20 protein-coding genes and 4 pseudogenes are annotated in these 26,332 nt (G+C 58.0%); 16 read left to right on the forward strand and 8 right to left on the reverse strand.

The window, feature by feature from the left end:
• Positions 1–79 precede the first annotated feature (79 nt).
• Entirely contained in the window at positions 80–262 is a 183-nt protein-coding gene (locus tag ABIB48_RS02985) for a hypothetical protein (protein WP_354211895.1), read from the forward strand.
• A gap of 1,977 nt (positions 263–2,239) precedes the next feature.
• Here ABIB48_RS02985 and ABIB48_RS02990 read toward each other — a convergent pair.
• Positions 2,240–2,632, reverse strand: a complete 393-nt coding sequence (locus ABIB48_RS02990; protein ID WP_354212034.1) for a DUF3253 domain-containing protein — start codon at positions 2,630–2,632, stop codon at positions 2,240–2,242.
• Between the two features lie 418 nt (positions 2,633–3,050).
• Here ABIB48_RS02990 and ABIB48_RS02995 point away from each other — a divergent pair, with 418 nt between their 5' ends.
• Positions 3,051–4,586: a stealth family protein gene (locus ABIB48_RS02995; protein ID WP_354212036.1), complete on the forward strand. Its 1,536-nt coding sequence runs from the start codon at positions 3,051–3,053 to the stop codon at positions 4,584–4,586.
• A 37-nt stretch (positions 4,587–4,623) separates the two neighbouring features.
• Here ABIB48_RS02995 and ABIB48_RS03000 read toward each other — a convergent pair whose 3' ends face one another.
• Together ABIB48_RS03000 and ABIB48_RS03005 are read right to left on the reverse strand one after the other, a co-directional pair.
• Entirely contained in the window at positions 4,624–5,565 is a 942-nt protein-coding gene (locus tag ABIB48_RS03000) for a phosphodiesterase (protein ID WP_354211897.1), read from the reverse strand.
• 529 nt (positions 5,566–6,094) lie between these two features.
• On the reverse strand, positions 6,095–6,415 hold the full coding sequence (locus ABIB48_RS03005) for a DUF1622 domain-containing protein (RefSeq protein ID WP_354211899.1): 321 nt from the start codon (positions 6,413–6,415) through the stop codon (positions 6,095–6,097).
• A 681-nt stretch (positions 6,416–7,096) separates the two neighbouring features.
• Between ABIB48_RS03005 and ABIB48_RS03010 the strand changes: the two are divergent.
• Positions 7,097–8,295 (forward strand): annotated as a pseudogene (locus tag ABIB48_RS03010) (IS110 family RNA-guided transposase).
• Between the two features lie 337 nt (positions 8,296–8,632).
• On the opposite strand, the gene ABIB48_RS03015 reads toward ABIB48_RS03010, so the two are convergent.
• Positions 8,633–10,978 (reverse strand): FdhF/YdeP family oxidoreductase, encoded by a 2,346-nt coding sequence (locus tag ABIB48_RS03015; protein ID WP_354211901.1) that lies wholly within the window; start codon positions 10,976–10,978, stop codon positions 8,633–8,635.
• A gap of 477 nt (positions 10,979–11,455) precedes the next feature.
• On the opposite strand from ABIB48_RS03015, the gene ABIB48_RS03020 reads away from it, so the two are divergent.
• The 6 genes and pseudogenes from ABIB48_RS03020 to ABIB48_RS03045 all read left to right on the forward strand — a co-directional run bounded on the left by ABIB48_RS03020 (position 11,456) and on the right by ABIB48_RS03045 (position 15,607).
• Complete coding sequence (locus ABIB48_RS03020; protein ID WP_354211903.1) at positions 11,456–11,917, forward strand: hypothetical protein; 462 nt, start codon at positions 11,456–11,458, stop codon at positions 11,915–11,917.
• Positions 11,918–12,102: 185 nt separating this feature from the next.
• On the forward strand, positions 12,103–12,315 hold the full coding sequence (locus tag ABIB48_RS03025; RefSeq protein WP_354211905.1) for a hypothetical protein: 213 nt from the start codon (positions 12,103–12,105) through the stop codon (positions 12,313–12,315).
• A gap of 337 nt (positions 12,316–12,652) precedes the next feature.
• Positions 12,653–13,861, forward strand: a pseudogene (locus tag ABIB48_RS03030) (ISL3 family transposase); the annotation flags it as partial.
• An 850-nt stretch (positions 13,862–14,711) separates the two neighbouring features.
• Positions 14,712–15,014: a DDE-type integrase/transposase/recombinase gene (locus ABIB48_RS18025; protein WP_502914089.1), complete on the forward strand. Its 303-nt coding sequence runs from the start codon at positions 14,712–14,714 to the stop codon at positions 15,012–15,014.
• Complete coding sequence (locus tag ABIB48_RS03040; protein ID WP_354211653.1) at positions 15,011–15,139, forward strand: hypothetical protein; 129 nt, start codon at positions 15,011–15,013, stop codon at positions 15,137–15,139. Before ABIB48_RS18025 ends, ABIB48_RS03040 begins: the two co-directional genes overlap by 4 nt.
• Positions 15,140–15,382: 243 nt before the next feature.
• Positions 15,383–15,607 carry an IS3 family transposase gene (locus tag ABIB48_RS03045; protein WP_502914090.1) on the forward strand — a complete coding sequence of 75 codons (225 nt, stop codon included), beginning with the start codon at positions 15,383–15,385 and terminating at the stop codon, positions 15,605–15,607.
• Positions 15,608–15,793: 186 nt separating this feature from the next.
• On the opposite strand, the gene ABIB48_RS03050 is transcribed toward ABIB48_RS03045, so the two are convergent.
• Entirely contained in the window at positions 15,794–16,051 is a 258-nt protein-coding gene (locus tag ABIB48_RS03050) for a hypothetical protein (RefSeq protein ID WP_354211909.1), read from the reverse strand.
• A gap of 172 nt (positions 16,052–16,223) precedes the next feature.
• On the opposite strand from ABIB48_RS03050, the gene ABIB48_RS03055 reads away from it, so the two are divergent.
• Entirely contained in the window at positions 16,224–16,541 is a 318-nt protein-coding gene (locus ABIB48_RS03055) for a hypothetical protein (protein ID WP_354211911.1), read from the forward strand.
• A 430-nt stretch (positions 16,542–16,971) separates the two neighbouring features.
• Here ABIB48_RS03055 and ABIB48_RS03060 read toward each other — a convergent pair whose 3' ends face one another.
• Positions 16,972–17,235: a TetR/AcrR family transcriptional regulator gene (locus tag ABIB48_RS03060; RefSeq protein WP_354211913.1), complete on the reverse strand. Its 264-nt coding sequence runs from the start codon at positions 17,233–17,235 to the stop codon at positions 16,972–16,974.
• The gene (locus tag ABIB48_RS18030) at positions 17,195–17,794 is read right to left on the reverse strand and encodes an SPW repeat protein (RefSeq protein WP_502914096.1); all 600 of its coding nucleotides are present in this window, start codon (positions 17,792–17,794) and stop codon (positions 17,195–17,197) included. The genes ABIB48_RS03060 and ABIB48_RS18030 overlap by 41 nt, the downstream gene beginning before the upstream one ends.
• A gap of 594 nt (positions 17,795–18,388) precedes the next feature.
• Here ABIB48_RS18030 and ABIB48_RS03075 point away from each other — a divergent pair.
• The gene (locus ABIB48_RS03075) at positions 18,389–18,625 is read left to right on the forward strand and encodes a DUF4193 family protein (RefSeq protein ID WP_440147692.1); all 237 of its coding nucleotides are present in this window, start codon (positions 18,389–18,391) and stop codon (positions 18,623–18,625) included.
• Between the two features lie 272 nt (positions 18,626–18,897).
• On the opposite strand, the pseudogene ABIB48_RS03080 reads toward ABIB48_RS03075, so the two are convergent.
• A pseudogene (locus tag ABIB48_RS03080) lies at positions 18,898–19,047 on the reverse strand (cold shock domain-containing protein); the annotation flags it as partial.
• A gap of 1,367 nt (positions 19,048–20,414) precedes the next feature.
• Between ABIB48_RS03080 and ABIB48_RS03085 the strand changes: the two are divergent.
• From ABIB48_RS03085 to ABIB48_RS03105, 5 genes and pseudogenes are all read left to right on the forward strand, one after another.
• Positions 20,415–21,268: pseudogene (locus ABIB48_RS03085) on the forward strand (AI-2E family transporter).
• A gap of 1,185 nt (positions 21,269–22,453) precedes the next feature.
• Complete coding sequence (locus ABIB48_RS03090) at positions 22,454–22,930, forward strand: hypothetical protein (RefSeq protein WP_354211917.1); 477 nt, start codon at positions 22,454–22,456, stop codon at positions 22,928–22,930.
• The gene (locus tag ABIB48_RS03095; protein ID WP_354211919.1) at positions 22,927–23,568 is read left to right on the forward strand and encodes a gluconate 2-dehydrogenase subunit 3 family protein; all 642 of its coding nucleotides are present in this window, start codon (positions 22,927–22,929) and stop codon (positions 23,566–23,568) included. The genes ABIB48_RS03090 and ABIB48_RS03095 overlap by 4 nt, the downstream gene beginning before the upstream one ends.
• Complete coding sequence (locus ABIB48_RS03100; protein WP_354211921.1) at positions 23,565–25,211, forward strand: GMC family oxidoreductase; 1,647 nt, start codon at positions 23,565–23,567, stop codon at positions 25,209–25,211. The genes ABIB48_RS03095 and ABIB48_RS03100 overlap by 4 nt, the downstream gene beginning before the upstream one ends.
• Positions 25,208–26,311 (forward strand): enolase C-terminal domain-like protein, encoded by a 1,104-nt coding sequence (locus tag ABIB48_RS03105; RefSeq protein ID WP_354211923.1) that lies wholly within the window; start codon positions 25,208–25,210, stop codon positions 26,309–26,311. The genes ABIB48_RS03100 and ABIB48_RS03105 overlap by 4 nt, the downstream gene beginning before the upstream one ends.
• Positions 26,312–26,332: the final 21 nt, after the last annotated feature.

The following is a 26,332-nucleotide window of genomic DNA, read 5'->3' on the forward strand; positions in this document are numbered from 1 at the left end:
GATGCCCTAAGGTGGTGTTGAAAGTTATCCAGCATGGGGTGATGACAGTCCTACGGCACCGGGTGGGAGAATTGCGTATATGGATCCGTTGATTGCAACGAGCGTCATTTTGATAGCGGCCATCATTATTTTCATCTGGAACAAATTTCCTCCTGCGGTTGTCGCCCTCGCAGTGGCGTTGGTGTTGTTCTTTTCTGGAACAGTGACTTTTGAGCAGGCCATTATCGGGTTCAGTGACCCGTCAGAGGAAACGCGTAACTAAACCTTTCCCCCACGTCACTTCGAAAGCGAGAACCTCCCCTCGCCCAAGCCTCAGGATCCACTGAACGACGTACCCTGCGCGCTAAGAGTCCACTGTGTAGCCCGCACCATCTGGCTCACTCACCCGTTCTGATGCCTAAGATGGTTCCAATCAAAAGTGGTGCCGCAATTCCAAGGCTCGTAAGATCCAGCTAGCGAAATCCGTACAATCCCCCCGGAACTGCCACCAGGAAGAAACCCAGCAGTGGTGCCGAGAAACGCGCGACGAAGAATGATAATGCGTTCATCGTGGTAGCGGCAATCGCTGTTGGTGGTGGCACACCCCACGATTTGAACATGGCTACACGCAGCGCCATATCACTCGGTGGCGGCGCCAACGCCTCCATCGACGTCGCACGATAAACCGAGACACCCGGAATAAAAAACCTACAGCATCGCGCTCGCCCCTTGCCGCACCACTAAGACTGCAACAAGTGAGGTGGATCCGGTCCTTGCAGCCAGTGTAAAAGCAGATCTCGCCATGTCACGGACAACGCTGCAGATAGGGTTCCGTTTGCGTATGAAGGCCACACAGGCCAGCGTTTGAACTAGGAAACAATCGCTCCATGTCGAAGTCCGGACTGTCTCACACGAGGCTTTCCTACCACTGGACTTACGCTGTGCCTACGGTAGAACTGGTTAAGTCAGGAATAATGCTCCAAGCCAAGTGTACGAACAGTAAATCAGTGAAGCTTTTGGGTGAACGTGCCGGTGGTCGGAACACTGCCATGGTCAGCATCGACGATCGGTCCGAGCAACCGTCAGATCGCCTTGTTCCCGGTGCGTGTGAAAAGGATCTGGTGGCCAGCAAGGGCGGCAAGAGTGTTATCGGGACGCCGATGGAGCGGCACAGCAGCTTGGAACTTGCTGTGCCTGTCGGCGGGCAAGAGGGTCCGACCGTCTCGCCGAATTCCCGATCGATCGTGCCACTGGCCTGCTCGCCCTGAGGCGTGATTCTTTGGCGTGGGATCAGGATACGGAGATGGCCTTCCACGCCGAACTGACACTGGCTATTGATTTTCTCGTGAACTTCGCGCAGGCCCACGCACTGTCGGAACGACCTTCGAATACGAACCCGAATGGGCTGATCCCGGAGTACATGCCAAGACATCGAGCTGACGAGTCACCAGCCCTATATGGACTCTATTTGCCGATCAGCACAACGATCGGCCCCTGGCAGTTCTAGAATTCCTGACACCAAGGACAGCATTTAGCAAGCTACTCAACGACTATGTAACTAAGCCGGCTTGACACCGCCAACGCTCTCCCGCGGACTTGGATCCAAGAATGCGGGGCGTTGGGCGAGCAATCCAGGGTGCCCCACCAACCACGCCACCTTGACTTTGGCCGCGCTCCACCCCTTTGGCTTCTTCCCAGGTCCGATCCCACAGCCTGTTCCTTATCGCGATGCGAGGTAACGAGCGGGGCATCCAAGTCCAGACTGAGCGGCTCCACAGCTGCGGCGGTCAACGCCGGGCCCCGGTCCTCGCGGGCTTGACAGACCGGGGAGTTTAACCCGCCCCACAACGTCTGGAATCCGTAAGCGAAGAGATCTAGGTTGGCCACGCTACGCTGAATGGAGCGAGAGATCGTAGAATTTGAGGTGTTCTTGCCAAACACGCTCGGCCTGCTTCGCAGGATGTACAGATCACAGCCATGCTCTCCACCGTGGGCCAGTATGAGAGCCAAGGACCCAAAATCGCCCTGGGGGAGGTAGTGGGCGCGGGCCTTGACGAACTGACTCAACCTGTCCTCACACCATCGGTGGAATCCCAGCGCGTCCACGAGAGACGTCAATACGTTTGACCCGGCCTGTCAGATCAGCTGCTGACCAGTCGTGGCGAGAGTAATGGCAGCGGAAAAACTCCGGTCTAGGCTGCAGTGTCCACCGGTCCGGCCGGAGCCGTGAGCATGAAAAGGCGCTTTCCGAGGTCTCGGGTCACTGACCAGAGGACGCCTCGCGCATAGATGACACGGGACTAAGCCGTATCGGGCCTCGCGCGTTCTCAGCTTCTACTGCCATGCCTTTCTGAGTGGCCGTGAGCTCGCCACGGGACGCCATCTCTGCTGCAACACGACGGACCTCGCCCATGCTCTCGCGCCAAGCGTCGCCGTCACCGCACACTACTCTGGCGACCTCACTCGGGCAGATCGAGGAGTTAGCGCGCTTGCGTAGTAAGGCTCGAATGGTCGCAGAAATTCTTTCATCGAATGCTGTAGGTTCGCTCTTTTCCCACCAAGGTTGACCGCGTTCACCTAATGCGATCTTTGCATCGTTAACTCGTGCACGAGCATCGTCTTGACGGGACTTGACGGCGCGTCGAGCGGCCATGAGTTCATCGACCAATTCCTGACGCAGTTTTGGAGGAATGCCAGGATCGCTCGCTCGCCACTTCCTGCCCTTGATAATGAGGTAGTGTCCGTCCTGAGTGACTTCCCCAGTCTTCTCATTCGGCACAGCCTGCCCCTCCCTACTAACTATTATGGCGTTGTTCCAGCGCCATCAGTTCGTTGAATATCTCACCATAATACTGTCCGTGTTTTGCTGGCAAACTCCGAATATCTGGTAATACGACGCTGAGCTGTTAGCCTTGCACCGCACCGGCAACGCACTATCATTCATGTAGACCCTTGTAATCAGTCGCCCCCACCGGTGGCTCAGCATTATTCGACACTGCATTGGAGCCCCCATTACCGACGTAAACGCTTCACATGATGTCTACTACGGCAATCCCGCCACAGACGACGACATTGAACTAATCGAGGAAAGCCTGCCGTCCGTCGCTGCCCGCTTCAAGAATAGGGCGGACGTTGTCCTGCATAAGGGCCGGTATGTCCTGCTCAACCGTGACCGCACACCCAACCAGGCCATGGTGGATGACTTGTTGTTCATCCGCGAGACTCTTGAAAAGGCCGGGCTGAGCTACCTGCTGGTGCGCGGCAACGACGAACGTCCGGTGATCTCGGTCGATTGGGAGGACCGAGCTTTGTTGCGTGAGGCTCTCGTCGAGGCCTCCGCCGACGAACCGTTCTATTCATTGACGGTGGACACCCGTAAAAAGTCCGCGGTGTTGGTGGCTGACGGGATAGTCGCCAGGAATAACAGGTCTCGGATTCTCCGCCTGTACCGGCCGCGATGGGAGCCCGGGGGCGGACTCACTTACGGAGCGGCGCTTGGGGTTCAAATTGAGCTGTGGAGCTTTAACGGAGAGGAGTTGGTGCTGCCCATCGAAAACTCGCTGACCCGGCGCACACTGTTGGCACAGGACGCCGTGCGCGGTACCGTGAAGAAGTATGGTCACGTCTGGCCGACCATTGAGAATATGTTCGCTGATCACGCCTCCGACATCGGCTTCGACATTGACTTAGTCTTCTCCTGGGTTGACGGCAGCTCACCTGAGTACATTGCTGCCCGGCGCGCCCGGATGCAGGGCGTGGTGGTGGGTGAGGGTGACGACCATGAGGCACGCTTCCGGCAGATCGACGAGCTCAAATATGCGCTGCGCTCCATTTACACCTTCGCGCCGTGGATTCGGCGCATCTTTATCGCCACGGACTCCCCCACCCCGGTCTGGTTGGACGAGCATCCTTCGGTGACGGTGGTCCGCAGTGAGGAGTTCTTCGCCGACCCTTCAGTACTTCCAACGCACAATTCGCAGGCCGTTGAATGCCAGCTGCACCACATAGACGGCCTGTCCGAACATTTCCTCTACTCCAATGACGACATGTTCTTTGGCCGACCCGTCAGCCCTGACATGTTCTTCACCCCCGGAGGGATCACGAAGTTCATCGAAGCTGAGACGAGAATCGGATTGGGCGAGAACGACGCCGAGCGCAGCGGTTTTGAGAACGCGGCCCGGGTCAACCGCAAATTGCTTTGGGATAGGTTCGGGCGCATCACGACCCGGCACCTGGAACACACGGCCGCACCGCTGCGCCGCAGTGTCATGGCGGAAATGGAGCACGAGTTTCAAGCTGAATTCAGGGCCACCGCGGCCAGCACCTTCCGGGCTGCGGAGAACATTTCCGTCACCAATTCTCTGTACCACTACTACGGGCTACTCACGGGCACGGCAACGATCCAGACAGATGCCAAGGTGAAATATGTGGACACGACGGCGCGGGCCGGCTTGAGGTGCCTGCCGAAACTGCTTGCCAAGCGAAACATGGACTTCTTCTGCCTCAATGACGGCAGTTTCCCCGAGGTACCCGCGGAGGAACGCGCCGAATTGGTGACCGATTTCCTGCAGAAGTATTTCCCTATTGCGGCACCGTGGGAAAAGTGACACGCTCGCCCCAGCCGACCGTCACAGCAGCAGAGGTTTAGTGCGGCCCCGGCCCACGCCGTCGTGCCTGCACTGGGATGCCCCTAGTGCGCACTGCGTGGTCAGGGATGCGCACCCCAGCTGCAGCGAGGCGTTGCTGTGTCTGCTCCGCACTGACCTGCTCGCCAACGGTGGGACCAGAGCCCAATGGCACGGTGGAATGGACGACGGTGTGCTCGTAGATGTGGACTAGGTTGTAGGCCTGCCCGCCATCGCGGCCGCGGGTGCCGCCTGCCGGCATGTTCAGGTCCTGCGTGTAGCACGTGGCGGAGGCAACAGATACCGGGATCCCGGCGAACATGGCGGTGGTCGAGTAATGCAGGTGGCCGGCCAGGATGGTGCGCACATCCGAGCCGCGCAACACAGCCGCCAGCTCGGACTGCCGGCGCAGCTCAACGAGCACGGCGAGGTCCAGCACGCTGGGCACCGGCGGGTGGTGGAGTGCCAGGATGGTGCCGTCAGGGGCAGGCGTGGCGAGTTCCCCGGCCAGCCACTCCAGCTGCTCGGCGTCGACCTCACCGTGGTGGAAGCCCGGCACCGATGTATCCAGGGTGATGACCCGCAGTCCATTCAGGAAGTAACGGTGGTTCACTGGGGCGCCGCTTGCCGGCTCCCTCAGTAGGCCTGCGCGGAAGTTTCTGCGATGGTCATGGTTCCCCACGGCCCAGATCACCTGTGCGCCCATGTTTTGGCAGGCTGGCTCCACAATCCCGCGCAGCTTGGCGTAGGCTTCGGGCTCACCCTTATCGGCGAGATCGCCGGTAAAGATGACTGCCTCCGGCCGGGCACCTGATAACGCAATCTGCGCAAAGATTTGGCGCAGCCGCTGCTCACTGTCCACCGCCCCGTACAGCATGCCCCGTCCACCCACCAGGTGGATGTCGCTCATGTGAAGCAGGAAATGACGCGGTCGGGGGTGTTCGGCCTCAATGAAGTCCATGACTGCCTTAATGGTCGGGTGGATGCGGCGTTCACCGTGTACCTCTCATGTACCTCCATCCAATCACTTCCCACATGAATTCCGGGTCAACAGAGCAGTAAATTTGCGACAACGTCTGAGGCTGCGCGAACGTTGACCAATGATGGAGCACCGGAAAACAAGTCCTATAGCGTGCCGAGAGGCTATCAATTTCGCGGCGAGGGAACCGCCTGCGATGGAGCCCGCGGCCCACAGCTCACGTCAATGTAACGGAACAGAACGCCGTGACGGCTAGCAGAACGCGGATGGCCACAAATGCGAAGATCATGGTTCTTCCCCTGTCAGAACTGAGCACTGGGGCCCTTCTTCACTCACACTACGCACGTGCGATTGAACCTTAAGGAAATCACCCTGCGGCAGGACGGCTCCGCGGCCACCCCGGGACGAGAGTTGGTCCGGCAGTTGGCAACCCTACGTGCTATCAGGGGCGAGAGCACTTGGACGGCAACCCGCAACGATGTAGCCCAGCGGCCTTCACTCCGCCGTGGATCTAGAGACAATACGCAAAAACTATGCTGTATCTTTCTCCTCTTGGGGGCTTTTCTTGTTGCTTCTGCCACGGTAAGCGTCCTGTTATCTCCAATTCGAGGGACCCGCTGAAGAAAGTTCCAATGAGCACGACTGCTGCTAGGACAGCGAGGGTTTCCATCGAGGATGTGACTGCTACTGTGCGGATAATATCGGCCGCGACTAAGAGCTCGAGGCCGAGAAGAATCGACCGGCCGAGGACCCGCCGGAATTGCTGATACACCTCGCATTCGCGACGAATAAGGCGGGAAAACGCGAAAAGAGCGGCAAGCAACGTTCCCATAATGACGGAAGCGAAGCCAACGCATCAACCGCACGGCCGGTTGAATCAATCAGATGTTGAAAACCAGCCATATTCGTCTTTTTCCGGGTCCAAGCGCCACTCCTCCAACGGTAAATGTGAAAGCTTCTGCATGGAACGGGCTTTAACCCGGACAAGCTAGAAGGCGCAACAATCGACCAGCGGGATGAGGTCCGGAACTGCCAGTTGAGCATGAGGATGTCATGAAATGCCAAATTAGGTATACCTCGGTGGGCATCCTCTACCCACAGGGCTTGGGCATAGGAAAGCTAGCGAAACGTGTGCGCTTACTACTCAGCTGTCACAGTGACCAACTATTTTCTGCTCATTTTCATAATCAATCATTGGAGACGCGGAAACGATCGAATCATCTCTATGCTCGACAAAACGGTCATCGGCACCAACGTTACCTTTTTGATAGCCCCTTAAGGATTAAGTATTGGGGTTGTTGGCCTGTCGGTCCCGGCATGATTGAATCCCCCAGTTGTTGATGATCAGGGGGGTGTTGTCACCGGGATTCGATAGGCGCCTGGGGATCGCTAATGGGGACCGGACCAGCACAGGGAAGGAACGCGTGGGTCAGCCGTAACGAAAGATGCCGAGCCTTGCCGCCGTAGGACATGCCAACGCTAGTTTCACAGGACTATTTCTGGGAGGTTTGCGGTGATCAAAGGACATGAACTCGTCTACATTTTTAACGGTGTTGATGTCGGCAAGAGCAATCATCACGTGGTCGCTATCGGCCGAGCCGTCAAGAAACTCCTGGACCGGGCACTTCCCGAAGACGAGGCGAAGCTGCACGCCATCATCAGAGCTGTAGCCGGCAAGGGCACAGTGTTGCTAGTCGTGGATCAGCCCTCGACCATTGGTGCGCTGCCGGTAGCTGTAGCCAAGCCGAGGGCATCTTGGTTGGTTACATTCCAGGTTTGGCGATGCGCCGCATCGCCGATCTGCATCCCGGAGAAGCCAAGACCGATGCACGGGATGCAGCCATAATTGCCGACGCTGCCCGGTCCCTGCCGCACACGCTGCGTTCGGTCGTCATCGCTGATGAACAAGCCGCTGAGCTATCCATGCTCTGCGGTTTTGGCGACGATCTGGCCAAGCAGGCCACCGCGACCTCGAACCGGATCCGGGGCCTACTCACCCAGATCCACCCCGCCCTGGAACGGGTCATCGGGCCGCATCTGGATCATCCAGCCATGGTCGAGCTGCTGATCAAATACCCATCCCCGGACAAGCTCCGCAAAGCAGGCCTAACCCGTGTCAGCGCACTAATGTAACGCCATGCACCACGGGCCGGGAACCGCTGGACCACAGATCTCTTCGCCGCCTTGGATGAGCAAACGGTCGTGGTCTCAGGGACCGGGGCTGCCAGCATTGTCCTGCCCCAGCTCGCGGGCATGCTCAAGCAGCTGAGGACCTCTCGGACCGAGGTCCTCAAACAGGTCGATTCCCTCGTGGACGCCCACCCTCAACACCAACGTCCTGACTTCGATGCCAGCGGTCGGGGTCAGGAGGGAAGCACGCATCATCACCGAGGTGATCGGCAAGGAATTCCAGAGCGCCGGCCACCTCGCCTCCTACGCCGGGCTGGCACCGGTGACGTGGCGTTCCGGGACCTCGATCCGCGGCGATCACCCCTCAAAGAAAGGCAACAAGTCCTGAAGCGGGCGTTCTTCCTCTCCGCGTTCGCGGCCTTGAAAGACCCACTCTCACGGGCCTACTACGACAAGAAACGAGCCAAAGGGAAACGACACAACCAGGCCCTGATCGCCCTCGCACGCAGGCGCTGCGACGTGCTCTTCGCGATGCTCCGCGACGGAGCCCTCTACGACGCACCGACCATCAAAACTACATAGCCACTCAAAGAAAGCAGTTGCCGGACACACCCCGGCAGTCACTACTCCCTGCCCAAAAATACTTCAACAATATTTTGGCAGAAAAACAGTCAAACCCCTTGACGAAAAACATAGTGTCCTCTAAAAAATCCCATAACCCCACAGGTACCCGGCATCCAGATACTTAACACTTTCTCCAGATATTGCGAGGGACACTCCCATGACATCACTATCGTCTCGCCCGAAAGTCGACGGTCGCCAGACCAGCACAAAAAATTCGGGCTAGGACTCTGTCTACCACTACCGCCGTCCAAGCCTAAGGGCACGTTGAAGGGTACCGGTTCCTGCCTGGCGCGGGTCAGGCCGGGATCGAGGTACCGGACCCAGCACCCTCCACTATTTGGCTGACGCGAACTGGCTCGAGCCGGACCACGACATGCTTGGACACGGGAGTGTTGCTTCCTTCCGCCACAAATTCCAGCGGAACCAGCACGTTCGCTTCCGGATAGTACGCTGCCGCGCAGCCCCGGGCACTGGGATACGCCACCACCCGGTAATTGTGTAACACCCGTTCCTTGTTGTCCGCATACTCGCCGTGAATATCCACGTATTGGCCATCCGCAATACCCAGAGCGAGCAGGTCCGCAGGATTTACGAACACCACCTCGCGGCCATTCTTGATCCCCCGGTACCGGTCACTGTGCCCGTAGATAGTGGTGTTGAACTGATCATGTGAACGCATGGTCTGTAAAATTAATCGCCCCGGTGGGCACTGGACGTGTTCCAATTCGTTCACCGTGAACATGGCCTTGCCGGTTGCGGTATGGAAGGTCCGTGAATCTCGCGGGCCGTTGGCCATCACAAATCCACCTTCTTGTCGGATCCGCTGGTTATAGTCCTCGCAACCATCCACCACGTGCGAAATATGATCGCGGATCACGTCATAGTTCTTCTCGAAACCGGCCCAGTCCACGTTCACTTTTTCCCCCAGCGTGGCCCGGGCCAGCCGGGAGACGATCGCGACCTCGGAGAGAAGGTTCGGAGCCACCGGTTCCACCTGGCCCCAGGACGGATGGACCGCACACACCGTGTCTTCTACGGAGACGAACTGCTCTCCGCTGTCCTGCCGGTCGATTTCTGTCCTGCCCACAGTGGGTAATATGAGGGCTTCTTGTCCCACCACGGTGTGGGATCTGTTGAGCTTGGTAGAAATCTGGACTGTCATTTCCAGGTTCTCCATCGCCGCCTCCGCGGCGTGGGTGTCGGATATCGCTGCCACTAGGTTCCCGCCCATCGCCACGAAAACCTTCATAAAGCCTTGGCGCATTTTCTGGATGGTTTGTACGGCGTCAGTTCCATGCTTGCGGGGTGGATTGAAGCCAAACTCCTGCTCTAGCGCATCCAGGAACACCGGTGACATCTGTTCCCAAATGCCCATGGTGCGATCCCCCTGTACGTTGCTGTGCCCTCGGATGGGGGATGCGCCAGCGCCAGGTTTGCCAATATTGCCGCGCAGCAGCAGCAAGTTGACGATCTCCTTGATGGCGGCCACTCCCTTCTTCTGTTGAGTCAGGCCCATAGCCCAAGTGATGATGACCCGGTCCGCTTTGAGGTAGCGCGCGGTCAATTCGTCGACCTCCGCTACGGAGAGTCCGGTGGATTGGAGCACCGCATCCTCATCAAGACGTAACAGATGAGCTTTGAGCTCTTCCAACCCCTCACAGTGGGCCTCAATGAATTCCCGGTCCAGCACCATTCCAGGATTCGCTTCCTCCGCTTCCAAGACGCGCTTGGAGACCGCTTGCAGCAGCGCCATGTCCCCGCCCAAACGGATCTGCACAAACTGATCCGCTATATCCGTGCCGCGCCCAATGATGCCTTTGATTTCCTGCGGATTCTTGTAGCGCCGCAGACCGGCCTCGGGCAGCGGATTGACAGCAACAATCGCTGCACCATTGTTCTTAGCCCCTTCTAAGGCTGTGAGCATCCTAGGGTGGTTGGTGCCCGGGTTCTGGCCCATAATGATGATCAGATCAGACTTGCCGAAGTCGTCATAGGAGATGGTACTCTTACCGATGCCCAACGTTTCTCCCATGGCCCAGCCCGTGGACTCATGGCACATGTTGGAGCAGTCCGGCAGGTTGTTGGTGCCGAAGGCGCGCACGAATAGTTGGTAAGCGAACGCCGCCTCATTGGAAGTGCGCCCACTCGTGTAAAAAACTGCCTCATCCGCAGATGCCAAGCTGTTCAGTTTCTTTGCGAGAATTGAGAACGCCTCATCCCAACTCACTGGCCGGTAGCGATCCTCACCAGCTGGCTTGTACACCGGCTCGGTGAGACGGCCCTGCTGACCCAACCAGTACTCCGACTTCTGGCGCAATTCATTCACCGAATGTTCTGCCCAGAAGTTCGACGCCACCGTGATTGGAGTGGCTTCCCATGTGACCGCCTTGGCCCCGTTCTCACAGAACTCGAAAGTCTTGCGTTGGTCGGGATCAGGCCATGCACAACTCATGCAGTCGAATCCATCCTTCTGGTTCATCGCCAGCAGTGTCTTACGGCTCCTGTCCACACCCATATCCCTGAGTGCCGGACCCATTGAGTGCAGAACACCAGGCACTCCTGCCGCCCAGGTCTTCGGCGCCCCGACCTCAACGGCATCTTCCCTGGGCTCATCCATACGAGGAGAGGTTTTACGTACCATGGTCCACTTCCCAATTTTTGACACTGTCTGTGACTCACAACATCTAAACTAGGCATAACAGTTATTCACAGACCTCGCAAGCATTACCTCAAGTTACTACCTGTGTAGGTGCGTCCAACCCAGCATCGGTGCTGAACCAAACATTGGTCAGACCCCAACGCCGTACACCCAGCTAATTTGGCAGGTCAAAATATCTCTCTGGTCCAACAATGACGGGTGTGCATTGTTTAGCAGGTCGATGTTGTGTGATCCGCTCAAGTTTCACATCAACGCGTGCCGGGTCCGCATGCGATGAACTCCTTTCCGGTCATAAAGTCCTGGAAGTAATAGCCGGATTCCTCGCCTAGGACAAAGTGAAAGTGCCCCTGGAGTTGTTACCTCTACACACGCGTGCCAATTTCCCCGCTGGAAAAGCTGTCGCAGGGACGCGAAATTCGTGCTCTGGCATCTGAGATTTGGAGGCATATGCTTCTTACTATGGCGACTTTAAATACTAATGACGGACCCGATGACAGCCACCAGCGGAGGGCTGGGGTGAGCGACGCTACGGTACAAGCCTTGGGAAAGCTTTCGGAAGCATTGGAGGTGGTGGAGCATGCCAGGGGCTATCTTTACGGGTTTCATCGTCTTTCCGGTAAGGCAGATTTGGCGTTGGGTGAGGCTGTTGATCTTCTCCGTGAAGCTGGGGCTGAGTCATTAGCGGCGAATTTGGAGCAACGAATTGTTGGCCGTAATGTCATCAACGGTCGATGGACGTTCCAAATAGTCGAGGACTACGACGATGGGTATTACTCAGCGTTCAAGGAAGCAGAATCAATGGTGCGGCAGCAGTTGGTGGACGGGAAACGCCACCTGTTTGAGGCTGAGATGAAGGAAGAACGGCGTTCCCACGGTCTAGCCCATCACCAAGCCCGGCCAACAGAACAAAAAGACCGATAAAACCCTGACCAACGGGCCTTTGGAGTGACTAGTTGTCCCGGAAACGTCGTGGCGGGGGCGCTGAGCCTCGTCGCGTCCAAGCCGCGTGAACCAGTCTCGCCCATTGAGTGGATGCCCCTTCAAATACAGGTGCACTTGTGGCAGAGTCAGGTTGCCCAGTAATTTGTAGAATGGAGAGAACCATCATGATCGAAATGTTGCATAACGCAGGTATCAAGAGCGAGTACGCCTACGCCGGGGGTTTCGCCTCCATCGCGCTCTCCGTCGGCTCGTGGCTGGTCAGCCGCGCCAGGTCGGACCATTCCAAAGCACAATCAGACAGGTGGGGAATTTTTATTGGCCATTGGGCACCCACGTTCTTCGCACTAGGAATCGCACTAAAACTGGAGGAAAGGTAATAACGAAACCTCACCAGCTGCGAATTCCCATGAGGTCAGCACCGTCCAACGGGGTCGCGCACCGGACATTTCCGGCCCGGTATTTCTGACTGCTGCCAAAGCTCGGACACGACTCCCTTTCTGGGTAGCCGACAGGGCTTTCTATGTGGTCAGGAGTGCACACCGTGCTCGACGTATTTCACTGCTCCTGCCGAGTCTAATGTGGCTCTTCCGAATGCAGGGTGTAGTCCAGGTTGCCGTGTGTGGTTTCCGGGGCGGGGAACTCGTTTGGGCGTAGGTGAGGGCCTTGGTAGAGAATCAGATTGTCTAAGATCTCGTTTTCTACAGCAAGGCCCTCGTGTTCAACGCTACCTTCCAATGCCCTGACCTGACTACTTTCTGCGGCCTTGACGGGCTTGGCTTGGAAGCGACTGGGCAGTTCCTTGCTGCAGATCGTGCCGTGATTGCCTGTCGTGTGGTGGCCACGGATCAGTGGTGCCGTAAGTGTGGCTGTGAGGGTATTCCGCGTAACACTGTGACGCGGGAGCTCGGCCATGAACCTTTCGGTTGGCGGCCGACGACTTTGCTGGTCCGGATCCGCCGCTATCGGTGTACCGGGTGTGGTCATGTCTGGCGGCAAGACACGTCCCAGGCGGCTGAACCCAGATCGAAGCTTTCCCGCCGTGGCCTTGTATGGGCGTTGGAGGGCATTGTGTGTCAACACCTCACCGTTGCTCGTGTCGCCGAGGGGCTGGGCGTGTCTTGGAATACCGCGAACAAGGCTGTGTTGGCCGAAGGGCGGCGGGTGCTGATCGATGATCCGCACCGTTTCGAGGGAGTAAAGATCATCGGTGTTGACGAGCACGTGTGGCGCCACACCCGGCATGGGGACAAGTACGTCACCGTCATCATCGATCTCACCCCGGTGAGGGATAAGACTGGCCCGTCACGGCTGTTGGATATGGTCGAGGGCCGCTCCAAGCAAGTCTTCGCTACCTGGCTGAAACAACGGTCCCAAGCGTGGCGGGACGGGGTGGAAGTCGCGGCTATGGATGGGTTCTCCGGGTTCAAAAGTGCTGCCGCCGAGGAACTGCCCGCCGCTGTTGCTGTCATGGACCCGTTCCACGTAGTCCGTCTTGCTGGCGACGCTCTCGATGACTGCCGTCGCCGGGTGCAGCAGAGCACGTGTGGGCACCGGGGACGGGCCGGGGATCCGCTCTACAAGGCCAGGCTGACGCTGCATACCGGTGACGGGTTGCTGACCGAGAAGCAACAACAGCGAATCACTGATCTGTTTGCTGAGGAGAAGCATGTAGAGGTCGAAGCGACGTGGGGTGCGTATCAGCGCATGATCGCCGCCTACCGGGAGAAAGACCAAGCCCAGGGAAAGAAGCTCATGCAAGCCCTCATTGACTCCCTCAGCACCGGGGTCCCTACGGCCCTCAAGGAACTGAAAAAGATGGGTGGAACACTCAAACGCAGGGCAGCCGACATACTCGCTTACTTCGACCGGCCAGGGACCTCCAATGGCCCCACCGAAGCGATTAAATGCCGATGTCGGCATTTGATCGCATATGCCGATGTTTGGGTTATGCCGACTTCGATGAGGAATCGCTTGTCCTGTACAGGTTTCCCTGTGCTTTTGTCGGCATAGTTGGAGGGGTTCGAGCCATGGGAGGATCTTGGACTTGGGCGTATGAATGAATGTCAGGAACGATTTCGAAAGCCTTGATTATTCGGGCACTGCATTCCCCATCACCTACTCGGCCGCGGGTGTTAGATGCGAGCCGACCCACGCCGTTGCGGATACCTAGATAAAGTCACTATCCACTGACTACCCAGATTGCTAGAAGACATAGTGAAGCCAGCTAGTACTTCATGGATGACCTATACTCTGCGACAGAGATGATCCCCGAATATGCCGACCCCAATTCCTTGGCACCCGCTCGTGACAAGGATGTTGAAACAATGTCGGCATAACCCAAACATCGGCATATGCGATTAATGGACGATTGGAACACCTCCGCGGCTCTGCCCTCGGCTTCCGGAACGTCACCAACTACGTTGCCAGATCCTTGCTGGAATCCGGCGGGTTCAGACCGAAACTACACTCTGGATTCTGAAGAGCCTCTAATGTCTTCTCCGTCAGGAGTTTTCCCAGCCAGGGCAACATCTTTCTGGCTGTAGGACTGCGGACCTGAACTTCGATCCTTACCCACCGCGACTTTACAATCAATCATCGCCCGAACATTCACAGAAGAATTCGTGCAGCACAGCCGCACTGAGAGATTCTTTTTTTACGTCACGGGGGGAGAAACTGTCGCATTCCAATCAGGAATAGGCGACGCCAACCAAAGGTCCAGAGTATTCGAGGAACTCATCGGTGTCACACTCGCTGCACCTCGGCCCTCACGTATTTGCGCACGGGAGAGGGGTGGCTGTATTCGGCCACCGTCATCGACCTGTGCACCCGCATGATCGTCGGCTGGGCCATGGCAGATCACATGCGCGCCTCCCTCTGTGTCAGCGCGCTGGAAATGGCCAGAGACAGGGCCATCTGCAAGCAAACGGAATTTTTCATTCAGATTATGCCGAGGAATCAGTTAAACCGAGTGACGAGCTCCTCACCGCGTCATTCCGGTGATCAGGGATATAGTCCTCGGCTTAACATTCTGGCTCACTTTCGTCCCATACGGAGTAACTCCATCACAAAGGTATGAGCAGTACCCCGGACTTCAGCGCCGTCCCCGTGCTGACCGAAGCGAAACAAGCACTAAATGGGCTGCCGCGCCCGTCCCATGACGGCTTCGCACACGAGGGCTGGCCTGACCATTGCCAAACATGAAAGTTCGACAACAGCAATAATCCACGAATCATTAAGCCGAGAAACTAGATGTGAATCCGCGGAAACACAGGTCCGCAGAGCCGTCACTCGGTTTAAAGGATTCCTCGGCATAATCGCTGTTAAACCGAATTCGGCTTAATTCAGACCAAGGGGCTCAATACACCTCCCTCGAACTGGGGGCTTGGTGTACCGGAAATAATATCCGCCAGTCGATGGGATTAGCCGGTGTGTGTTGGGATTGCCGTGGCTGAATCAGCGCTCTCGTCCCTGAAGAACGAGTTCTACCACCACTACAGCTTTGATACCCGCCAGGCCGCCAGACAGACCACCATGCACTATATCGAGGCCTTCTACAACCGGTGGAGACCACACAGCCATAACGACGGACTACCGCCGGCAACAGCCATGGCCACCTTCACTACCCAAAACCACAAACAACGCGCGGCGCCTAACCAAAAAAGAAACTAACCAACGTCCCAGATCCTTGACACACCTCAAAGCTGTCTGCGTGGTTGTCCATGGACAGTCCGTTATGGGGGTTGTAGAGTTTGAGATGAGAAACCTCGTGGTTTATTGCCTAAGCAAATGGCAGGGTTCACCCCTTTCATTCTGGCTAAAAGCTTGTAGGAGTTTGTCATGGCGATTCATCCCTTATTACACAATCTTGATGAGTTTATTGTCGATGTGGAAGATTCTTTGGAATGCCCCGTGTGCCACACGTCCGCTGACCTCATCATTGAATCCCTCCAACCCCACCAGCCACGCAGGCCCGGGATGGTGGAGGTGGAGTACAGTTGCGGGCGCTGCGATTCCTATTCCGCCCACACAGCCAGTGTGCAGGCCGTCGCTAAAGTCCTGCAGAACACCCCTGCCGTCTGCGACAGTTCGGGAGTGCTCAAGTTTGGCGAACACTACATCCACTGTGGCGAACCCATGGAAGATACAAACCCCCTAGCAGCCCCGATGCCCAGACCGAGCAATGATCCGCATGCAGAACCACATGGTGCACCCCTGGCCTCCATGTTGCGGTGCCAGTGCGGATTCCATATCCAGATAGATCATCCTTCCCCGAAAGAGCTCTGACATGGAACTGGAATCCAAACAACCCCTACATAATGCGAATCCCGGGACCGGGATAAGTGTGGTTGCGCAGTCCTCAAGCCAGCATCCCTGTGACTGGGGACGCGCCTTGGCGGGTGTCGTCAGCCAGCTGGTCGAGCAGATCATGGACACCACCGGGATCGATCCCTGTCACGAACCCGCCGGGCTGGACCTGTCCCTGCACATCAGCGACCTGCCCGGAGGCAAGAGGATCACCGCAACCTGGCAGCCGGATCCCTCAGCAACAGAGAACTCTTCCAGAACCGGGGAAATCTTCGCAGCGTCGACGTCTAAAAAATAGGCTTTTTGGCATTAAGTCTGCTCCTCAGTAGTCAAAGGTTGTCTTGCTGCGCGCCGGCATCGTGCCATTGCCGGGTTCCTAGGGCCAAGGCGGTGTCAGGTCCGTACAGGCTGGAGGCCAGCATGATGGCGATAGCTTTTAATTGCTCCATACCGCGGCGGGGCAGCCCGTCAAGGTCTGAGCGCCATACGTCGAGGGTTGAGGAGAATATGGCCCTAACCTAGGTCGCGGCGCAGGTCTTGATCCGTTCGACATCGGCCCGCTCGGGCAAACACTTGACCGACACCGCAGCGATGTCGTGTTCGAGGCTCTTTTGGAAGCTGCGCAGTTGATAGGCGCGCCTTGGGATGGGTGCTGGCTGCACGCCAACGGATTATCCGCAGCACGGAGGACTTGTGGTCGGCCAGATGTAGCGCTTCCAGCGTGCCGATCAGTCCGGCGGCAGGACCCCCGGAATGGCCAGTAAGTCAACATCCCACGCCGTGGCCGGCAGCTCTTCAGCCATCAACGCCACCAACAGTTCGGACTTGGAGGGAAAGTAATAAAAGAGCAACTTCTTGGCAGCGCCGGCGGATTGGGCGATTGAGGTGCCATTGAATCCGTTGTGAGCCATGAGCTCCTCGGCGGCATCCAAGATCAGCGTCCGCGCATCGTCACCGGTCCTCGAGCCTGCCTGCCCCTGTTTTACGCTCACTGCGCCCTCCAGTCTGTGGTCTCCATGGTTCCGGTATCGGGTTGAGGGGCCGGATAGATCCGAACCCTTCAATTCCGTCACCTACCGCCCAGCATCCGCCCCTGCAGGCCGACAACCGTGCGGTGTCGGGGTCTTGCCACTGACGGGCGGTCGTGGTGCTGGCGGTTTCACTCGCGGCCCTCATGCCCGCAGACATCACCAATGCGGTGACGCCGATTGTAACGATGTCGCGCACCCATGCAGTGACTGACATTCCCGTCATGGCGGTGAAAGCAAGCACCCACGGCGAGATAAAGAGCAACACGCCCAGAATTCCCTGTGATGATTCCATCGACTGCAGACGCGGCGCCGATGGATTGATCCGCGCGGCAAAGATTGTCAGCACCCCCAGTATGATCAACGTCGTTGTCGTCTTTGCATCCCTCCGCGTCCAGATCGCCGCGAAGACTGCATACAAACGAGCGGCCGCAGCCACCCCGTTCCGCCATGCGGTGCGCCGCTTCATCGAACTCAACCTCCTCAAATATCGCTCATTGACACTTGCTGGTGCACTCCTCATTGACCAGCTGGTCAAGAGTCCTGACCCGTCGAATTAGACCTCGGCACCACCACCGAAGGCCCCTCCCGCGTGGCTGGCCTGCTTGAGGCTTTTGCTACTGTGGCGACACTGCCCGGCCGCCGACTCCTTCTCGGATGCGCGGGACACCAAGGATTCCCGGGAGCTGAACAACGAAGTGAGCACCGGTCCGTCGAACTCCTCCACTGGGGCACCACCGGCAGCAGGGACCTGTCATGAGGTTTCCAACCTTCACGCCGGGACCTCGAGCAAAGTCCTGTCTCACTGCAGTCCCCGAGCGTTGACAGCTTCGCTGGCCCTGCGGTGCAGGTGTCGCGGGCGAGATACCGTCCTGAATACCACAACTGACGGAACCTTCCCATCCTTTGTCCCCCAGCTGTGTCCTCTCGTATAGTCCGGTGGTGCCGTGTGTGGTGAAGCCCGGATAATTGTTGCACTTTGCAGTGGCCAGATGGTGGGGGATGCTACGTGCGCAGGCATTGGTGCCCCAAAAATAGTGCCTGGAAAATGAGGTGGACCGCTGTGTCAACTGACCACGACATGTGACCATCCGATGTCAAGCAATCCGAGGACAGCTTGCTAGCGGCGGTCCAGTCCGTCCAAGCCTGCGACATACTTAGTACTGTTCAGGAACTCGATGAAACTCAGGACCTGGAAGAGAGCCAAGGCCCCTCAGCAGAATTTATCGACGAAGAACTCATCGTTCAAGTCATGTCACCGTCCGAAGACGAATTCATCTGCTGCTTGTCCTTCCTGGTCCACCACCGCTCACAAATAGCACGCCAGAGCTACGGCACCGGGTGCGAAGGCTAGACAAACACGGCAAACCTGACCTATGAAGGGCAGCGCCTTGGACGCAGTGAGCTCCGGCGAGTCCTAGACCCCTAACGGCGGAAGTATCTTCTCCAACGAATTGACGGTGTCGGGCATCCAGACAAAAGATGGAATGTGTCAGGACCCTTCAACGAATCCAGGGAGGATCCTGACATACTCTAAATCAGATTTTTGGCCCTTACCGTGGGCAACGAACGTCCTGACTCGAGCGTGGGCAGTAGAAGGAATCTGGTCACACTGGACTGGTGTTCTCCGCCTTGGAGCCCTTGGAGCCTTGGAGCCTTGGAGCCTTGGACAGTATCAAACTGAACCTTATGGTTATCCTCGAGAGATCGGTAACCGGAGCTATCGATAGCGCTGTAGTGGGCAAAGACGTCCGCCGTGCTTTCATTAGGGGCAATGAAACCAAAGCCCGTCTCTGCTTTGAATCAATTAACTGTGCTTGTAGCTATGACTACATTCATGCATTAATCCTTCATCCACCGCTAGGTCACTGACTGCGGCGGACCGCATCGCCCGTGACCCCCAATGTATGGGCCAGGAGATCGGACGGGCAAGAAAAATCGCGCTATCGCAGCGGGGCCTAAACGGCTATTCGGAAGCTTTGGCCAAGGGTCGTCCTAGTGTGGGCTAAGACCCCCAAGACGCTCTAGCCTGGGGATGCGGGAGCCGTCAGCACCAAACTGTCCCCGAGCAGTCGAACTCCGCAGCCATTGAGCGCCCGGTCCAAGCAAGCCACCACAGTTGGAGTGCCGCCGGTAGGCCGTCGTCTTGCCAACATCATCTTCGAGCACGTCGATATACCTACTAGTCCCGTTCATTTCCTTCCTGCGCACGCCTGGAGCAAGAAGCATAACTCCGGCGGTCCGTTGTTGAATCCAAAAACGGGCGATGGCTCGAGAAAAAGCGCCCACTGCAGCTCGCACCCATGGTGACAGAGCATGGGGCCTCCCGGTGTCCAGGAGCCGGAAGGATGGCCCGGTCCCACATTCTCCAAGGACAGTCAGGACCGTAAGGCGGTCCCAGCCCATCTTGGCAGTGTCCAGCGGTTCAATGAGCTCACCGCTACGAAAGTGATGGTTCCGGAAATGGCGCGGACTAACAACACTCCCTCACAGATCCCTTCGTTCGGGAACAGGGCGAGAGCCTGGGTGTCGAAGCCGCGCCAGAACCCGATGCTGTGAGTCCGGTAATGAACGGGGAACATTTTCTGACCTGGCTCACATCCGTGCACACGAAGTAACCCCGATAGGCTGCCGAGGCTGACCTGGACGGTTTGGAAGGATCCGTTGATTTGCCGAATGTTCACGGTGGTGTTGTGACCAGGCTGCAGACTTCACACCGCTACTGGCAGCGACTATCCTCGGTCTTCTCTTGCGGCTGGTGATGGTGGTTCTTGCGGTGGACTTCGAAACCAGCCGACTGCTCCTGTTCCATCGGGCCGTCCGCGGAGGGGAAGTGTGAGGATCAATGTCTCCCCCGCAACGACGGGGAAGGCCCAAGTCAGCGCGGTCTCCCCTGTTCCGTCAGCGATTGCGCGGCCCTCCAGAGCGCTCTTGATGTCTGGAATGGTGTCCGTCAAGATTGGTCTGCTCCACCAAATCATTTGGTGCCCGCTAAAGCTGCATGAAATGAGGGCGTTCCGCACGGGCCTAGTCGGTACCTTGGGTGTCGGCGCAGGGATTCTTATCTGGGGAACGGTCTCCTCTTTGAGCACCGTGTTGAGCTACATCGGGATTCCCTGTTCATAGCTCTGGGCATTGATCCTGTGATTCGTTGGCTGGAACGCAAACACCTACCGCATCCAGCGGCTGTCGTCGTCGTCCTTGCAGGCCTGTTGGTTGTCACTGCCGGTATTCTCTTTCTGGTCATTCCCCGCATAATTGAGCAGACCCAGAATCTAATCGAGCAAGCTCCCATCATTGTGGCTCAGGTCTGCGCAAGGGGCTGGGTCAAGCACATTCAGCAGCTGCTCGGCGGGTTTCTGGACGTCAATGCGCTGGTCAAGAGCACCGGAGACTTTCTCAGCGATCCAAAAAACTTCGTCACCATCGGTGGAGGACTGCTGGCCGTGGGCGAAGGTGTGGCTGGAGGCGTGACCGGGCTGCTCCTCATCGTTGTCCTCACGCTCTATTTCATCATTTCCTTGCGTGGCATGAAGAAGGCCCTTTATCAGCTGGTGCCAGCGAGCCGACGGAAAAATTTGTTGAAGTAGCCGAGGACATTTCAGGGGCTGTGAGCAGCTATGTCATTGGACAACTGATCCTTGTCGTGCTCAATGGTGTTCTCTCCGCCGTTGTTTTGACCATCGTCAGTGCGCCCGTCCCTTTGCTTTTATCCCTGCTCACCTTCCTTGGTGCCCTCGTTCCTCTGGTGGGAACAGTCGCCTCAGCGGTGATCATCATCTTGGTGTGTCTGGTCGCCTCACCGCAGACAGCACGGATCGTGGGCATCTACTATTTGATCTACAGGCAAGTGGAGGCCTACATTCTGACTCCAAGGATCATGCACCAAACCATTTCCGTCCCTGGTGCTCTAGTGGTCACTACCGCTATCACCCGGGGGCGCTGGCGGGTATCCTCGGAGCCCTGGTCGCCATCCCGCTTGACGCTTCGGCTCTGATCATCATCCGCAGATTCCTCATTCCACGGCAAAAAGCACGATAACTCCTCACACGGACGGGCTTCTTAGATATTCTGGGAGCCAGCACCTCATCCGATAGTCGGGTCATCATTGTCGTTCTGACTGCACGCTCGCTCTTTTTCGCGATCACTACCCCAGCGATCAGCACCACATCAGGTTGTACCGTTAGCGTGCGTGCACATTCCTGCAGCGCCAACGCGGTGTCACTTTCCCGTCCGAACACCAGCACCCTGACAACGGTGTTGTTGCAGAAGGGGTCCGCTTCCCCGATCCCGGAGTTTGCACAGGATGGACGCGCTGGTGCGCCGTCGACCGAAGCTACCTGACCCGAGGAACCCAGCAGCCAACCAATCAAAAACCGCTCCTGCAACTCTTCTACTGACTGCTATGCCCAGCGGCTTCTTGTGGACGGTGTCTTCAGGGTGCCAAGTATTAACCCACGGCCCACCACTTCAGCACACAAGGCACCCCTGTCTGTAGCTAGCGGCTTTTCTTAGGTATCCCGTGAGGAACCCCCGCCATTCTTTGATACTTTCTGTGTATTAACCGAGGACATTCTATGAGTTCTGCCGATCCCTTGACCGCCTGCCGCGATATGGCTATGGTCAAAAAAGGTGATCCAAACAGTGCAATTGCCCCGGCCGCCCTGCTATTACCCATGGAGTGGCCGCCGCGGAAAGTGGCGTGTTCCATGAATCAGCAACTGCCGGATTGCCCTTCGGGAGTCATCGACGCCTCAGGTTCGATCCTGAATCTTTTCGTGCTACTACAAGCAGGCGACTGCTTGAAACGGCTACCGAGCCGCCCTGAACTTCCAGTGCTCACCCAGACCCCAAACACTGGGATGCACGACCCCGGGTCGCAGGAACTGGCTCATTCCAAGACCCTTGCAGTGGGTTGCATGAGACGGGATCGTGTGAGCCAACTGGCATTCCGTGCCACAGCAATGCTGCACTCCTCAGAATTTTTGTTTGGCTCGGGAGCCGTTGTTGGGGCGAGGTCATCAGGAAATCGACTCGGAATTCGTCTGGGACTCCTTGAAAGCCCGGACATTTTAGGAGAGGGCCGTTCTGGTCTAGTTAGCTGTGAAGTTGGCTGCGAAGACTGGTGACCATGAAGATACCTGTCATTTTCTTTGTTTGACTGACCGAAGAAGGATGAAAAATGTTTAAGCGACCACGCAGTGAAGCGGCCAACGATGTTGCGGCCGTTGTCTATGGGATCGACCGGATGGTGAAGAACGTCGAGACGGGGCGCTTCGAGCGGAGTTTGGCGGGCTTGAGCGCTATTGGGGCCCTGGTTACCTCAGCTGAGATTTATTTTGAACACGACAGCGCCAGCTTTGGCAACAAGTGGATGTGGGTTCCTGTTGCCCTCGGTCCGGTAGGGGCAGCGGCGGGCTTCGCCGGGGTATTTAGCCGTCGGCTGGCAAAGACCGTGCTGCCTGTGGTCTCTGCGATTATCGTTGCCAATGGTCTGCAGGGGACTTATCTGCACGCACGAGGCATTCACCAAAAGCCTGGGGGCTTCAAGAATTTTCGCTACAACATGGAGATGGGGCCACCTTTGATGGCGCCGTTGTTGGTAACGATGGTGGGCGGGATGGGGATTCTGGCTGCGGTTTTGAGGCGGGAAAAGTGAGCGGGCTGCCGCTGAATGAAAATGCCGGGAGCGGACGGTTCCCGGGTTTCGATGTGATGGGCCAGGAAAAGCATTGGGATGAGGTGACGAGCGCCGTCGTCGTTTCGCGGTTGGGCATGCCGCCGGATATCCGCTTCTTTAACGCCGCCGAGGAGGCGACTGCCACGGCCCTGTGCGATCAGTTGCTTGACCAGCGCGAGCCGCCACGGGTGCCGGTGGTCAACATGGTTGATGCTCGGCTGGCTGAGGATCAGACGGACGGTTGGCACTACGAAGGGATGGCACCTGACGGGCAATCGTGGCGCGACTCCCTGTCCGCGCTTGACGAGGATGCCATGGAGCACAGCGGTTGTGCCTTTGCTGAGGCTGCGTGGGAGACCCAGACAGCAATTCTTCAGGCAGTCCAAGATTTGGGGGCCGAGGATTGGCATGGAATCCCGGCATTACGGGTGTGGAGTCTGTGGACCCGCTACGCATGCACAGCGTTCTACTCCCACCCGTGGGCTTGGGAAGAGATAGGATTCGCCGGTCCCGCCTATCCACGCGGCTACAAAAATATCGGCGTCAACAAGCTGGAACCGTTCGAGGTCGCCGACGCCCATCCTGCTCAGGACCCACTGCGAAAGGGAACCTCATGAACCGCGTCCGGGAACGTAACGAATCGGCTTGGCTGCTGCCGGCCGGGCCCGGCATCAACCACCGTCTGCGTGATGACATGCGCATATTTGATGACAGCGACGAGGTTGACGTTGTCATTGTTGGGTGTGGTGCTGGCGGCTCCACGATGGCGCAGCGTCTGGCCCGGGCTGGCTGGAGTGTTGTGGCCATGGACGCTGGCCCGTTTTGGGATCCGGAGAAGGATTGGGTCTCGGACGAAGCAGGTTCCCACCACTTGTATTGGACGGAGCCGCGTGTGATCGGTGGGGCGGATCCGGTGCCGCTGGGATCCAACAACTCCGGCCGCGGGGTGGGCGGTTCGATGATTCATTACGCCGGCTACACCCCCCGTTTCCACCCCAGTGACTTCCGCATCAACAGTGCAGACGGAGTAGGGGCAGACTGGCCCATTGACTACGAGGACCTCAAGCCCTTCTACTCAGACATCGAGGCGGAACTGCCGGTGGCCGGTGAGGGCTGGCCGTGGGGGGACCCTCACTCATACCCGCAACGTCCGCACCCGGTGTCCGGCAATGGAGACATGTTTCTCCGGGGCGCCCTCGCGTGCGGTATCACCGCCAAAGTGGGGCCTGTGGCTATCAGCAACGGCCGTTTCGGCAACCGGCCGCACTGCATTTACCGCGGCTTTTGTTTGCAAGGCTGCAAGGTGAACGCCAAAGCCTCCCCGCTGATTACGCATATTCCGGATGCCCTGGCACATGGGGCCGAGGTCCGTGCGGACTCGATGGTGACCCGCATCGAGGTGGACCAGCACACCGGCAAGGCTACCGGTGTGCACTACAACCGGCAAGGGCGCCAACGCTTCCAGCGGGCCAAGACGGTGGTTGTTGCAGGCTACTCCATCGAGACACCCCGTCTGTTGCTCAATTCGACATCCACCCGCTTCCCCGAGGGCTTGTGCAACGACTTCGACTTGGTAGGCCGCTACTTGATGGTTCAAGGAGCACCGCAGACCGCCGGACGCTTCGATGACGAGGTCAGGATGTTCAAGGCGCCCCCGCCGGAAGTCAGCACCGAAGAATTCTACGAAACGGACCCTAGCAAAAACTACAAGCGGGGATTTTCGATCCAAACGGTGTCACCACTGCCCATCACCTGGGCCGAGCATGTCGCCGCACAAGGACACTGGGGCGCCGGGTTACGCCAGTACATGAGCGACTACGTGCACTGGTCCTGCCTGGGGGCACTGTGCGAGTTCCTGCCGCTGCCCGAGAACCGGGTCATCCTCTCCAGTGAGTTGGACCGCCATGGGCTGCCCGTGGCCCAGTTCAACTACTCCCGGTGCGAGAATGACCGGGCGCTGATGAAGGCAGCCCAATCCGTGATGGAGAGTATCCTACAGGCTGCCGGGGCGGATGAGGTCATCACCATCAACCGCTATGCCCACCTTGTCGGGGGGGCACGGATGGGAGCCGATGAACACAGCGGCGTGGTCGACGGCGACTGTCGCAGCTTCGCCGTACCGAACCTGTACATCACCGATGGAAGCGTGCTGCCCACTGAAGGCAGCGCGAACCCGGCGCTGACCATCATGGCCATCGCGGCCCGAGTCGCCGACAGGATGACCAGCGGCAACCATGCAAGGCAAGGAGGCCGGTCATGATGGACGCCATCATCGACCATATAGAGACCAGGGTGTACACGGTTCCCACCGACAGTCCTGAAGCGGACGGCACCATCGCGTGGGATTCGACCACCATGGTGCTGGTGCGTATCAGCTCAGGCAGCACTACCGGAATGGGCTGGACCTATGGTGCGCCGGCCTGCGGGCAGGTCGTCAGCGACGTTCTGGCACCAATCATCACGGGACGAAGTGCGCTGGACATTGGTGGCTGCTGGGAGGTAATGGTCAAGGCGGTGCGCAACAGCGCCCGGCAGGGCGCCATTGGCTACGCTATTTCCGCAGTGGACATCGCGCTATGGGACCTGAAGGCACGGTTGCTGGAACTGCCACTGCACAAACTGCTAGGCGCTGTCAGGGACAAAGTCCCGGTCTATGGCAGCGGCGGCTTTACCACCTACACGCCCGAACAATTGGAGACCCAGCTGGGCGGCTGGGCACACGGGCAACACATCCCCCGCGTGAAAATCAAAATTGGTGAATCGTGGGGCACCGAACCGGAACGGGACCTCGCCCGAATGCGCCAGGCACGGCACGTGATCGGCGAGGACGTTGAACTTTTCGTCGACGCCAACGGCGGCTACACACGCAAACAAGCCATCCGCGTGATGGAAGCTGCCAACGATCTTGATGTGCGCTGGTTTGAAGAGCCCGTCTCCTCGGATGACTTGGCTGGGCTGCGTGAAATCCGTGATGCGATCAGCGCTGACGTCACGGCCGGTGAATACGGGTTCGATCTGGTGTATTTCCGCCGCATGTGCGATGCGCAGTCCGTGGACTGCCTCCAAATCGATGCCTCCCGGTGCGGAGGCATCACCGAATGGCTGCGTGCCGCCGCCGTTGCCGCCTCCCACGGGCTCGAGGTGTCCGGGCATTGCGGCCCCCACCTCCACGCCCACGTCGCCGCCGCAACACCGAATCTGCGCCACCTTGAGTGGTTCCACGACCACGTGCGAATCGAGACAATGTTCTTCGACGGCACCTTGAATCCCCAAGGCGGCACCATCACCCCCGACAGTTCAGCCCCGGGCAACGGACTGACCCTGCGTAGCAGCGACATCGAAGAATTCCGGGTGCGATAGGAACGCAGCAACCAGCCCATC

This window comes from Arthrobacter sp. UYCu511, assembly GCF_040547105.1.
In the GTDB taxonomy this organism is placed as follows: Bacteria; Actinomycetota; Actinomycetes; order Actinomycetales; family Micrococcaceae; genus Specibacter; species Specibacter psychrochitiniphilus.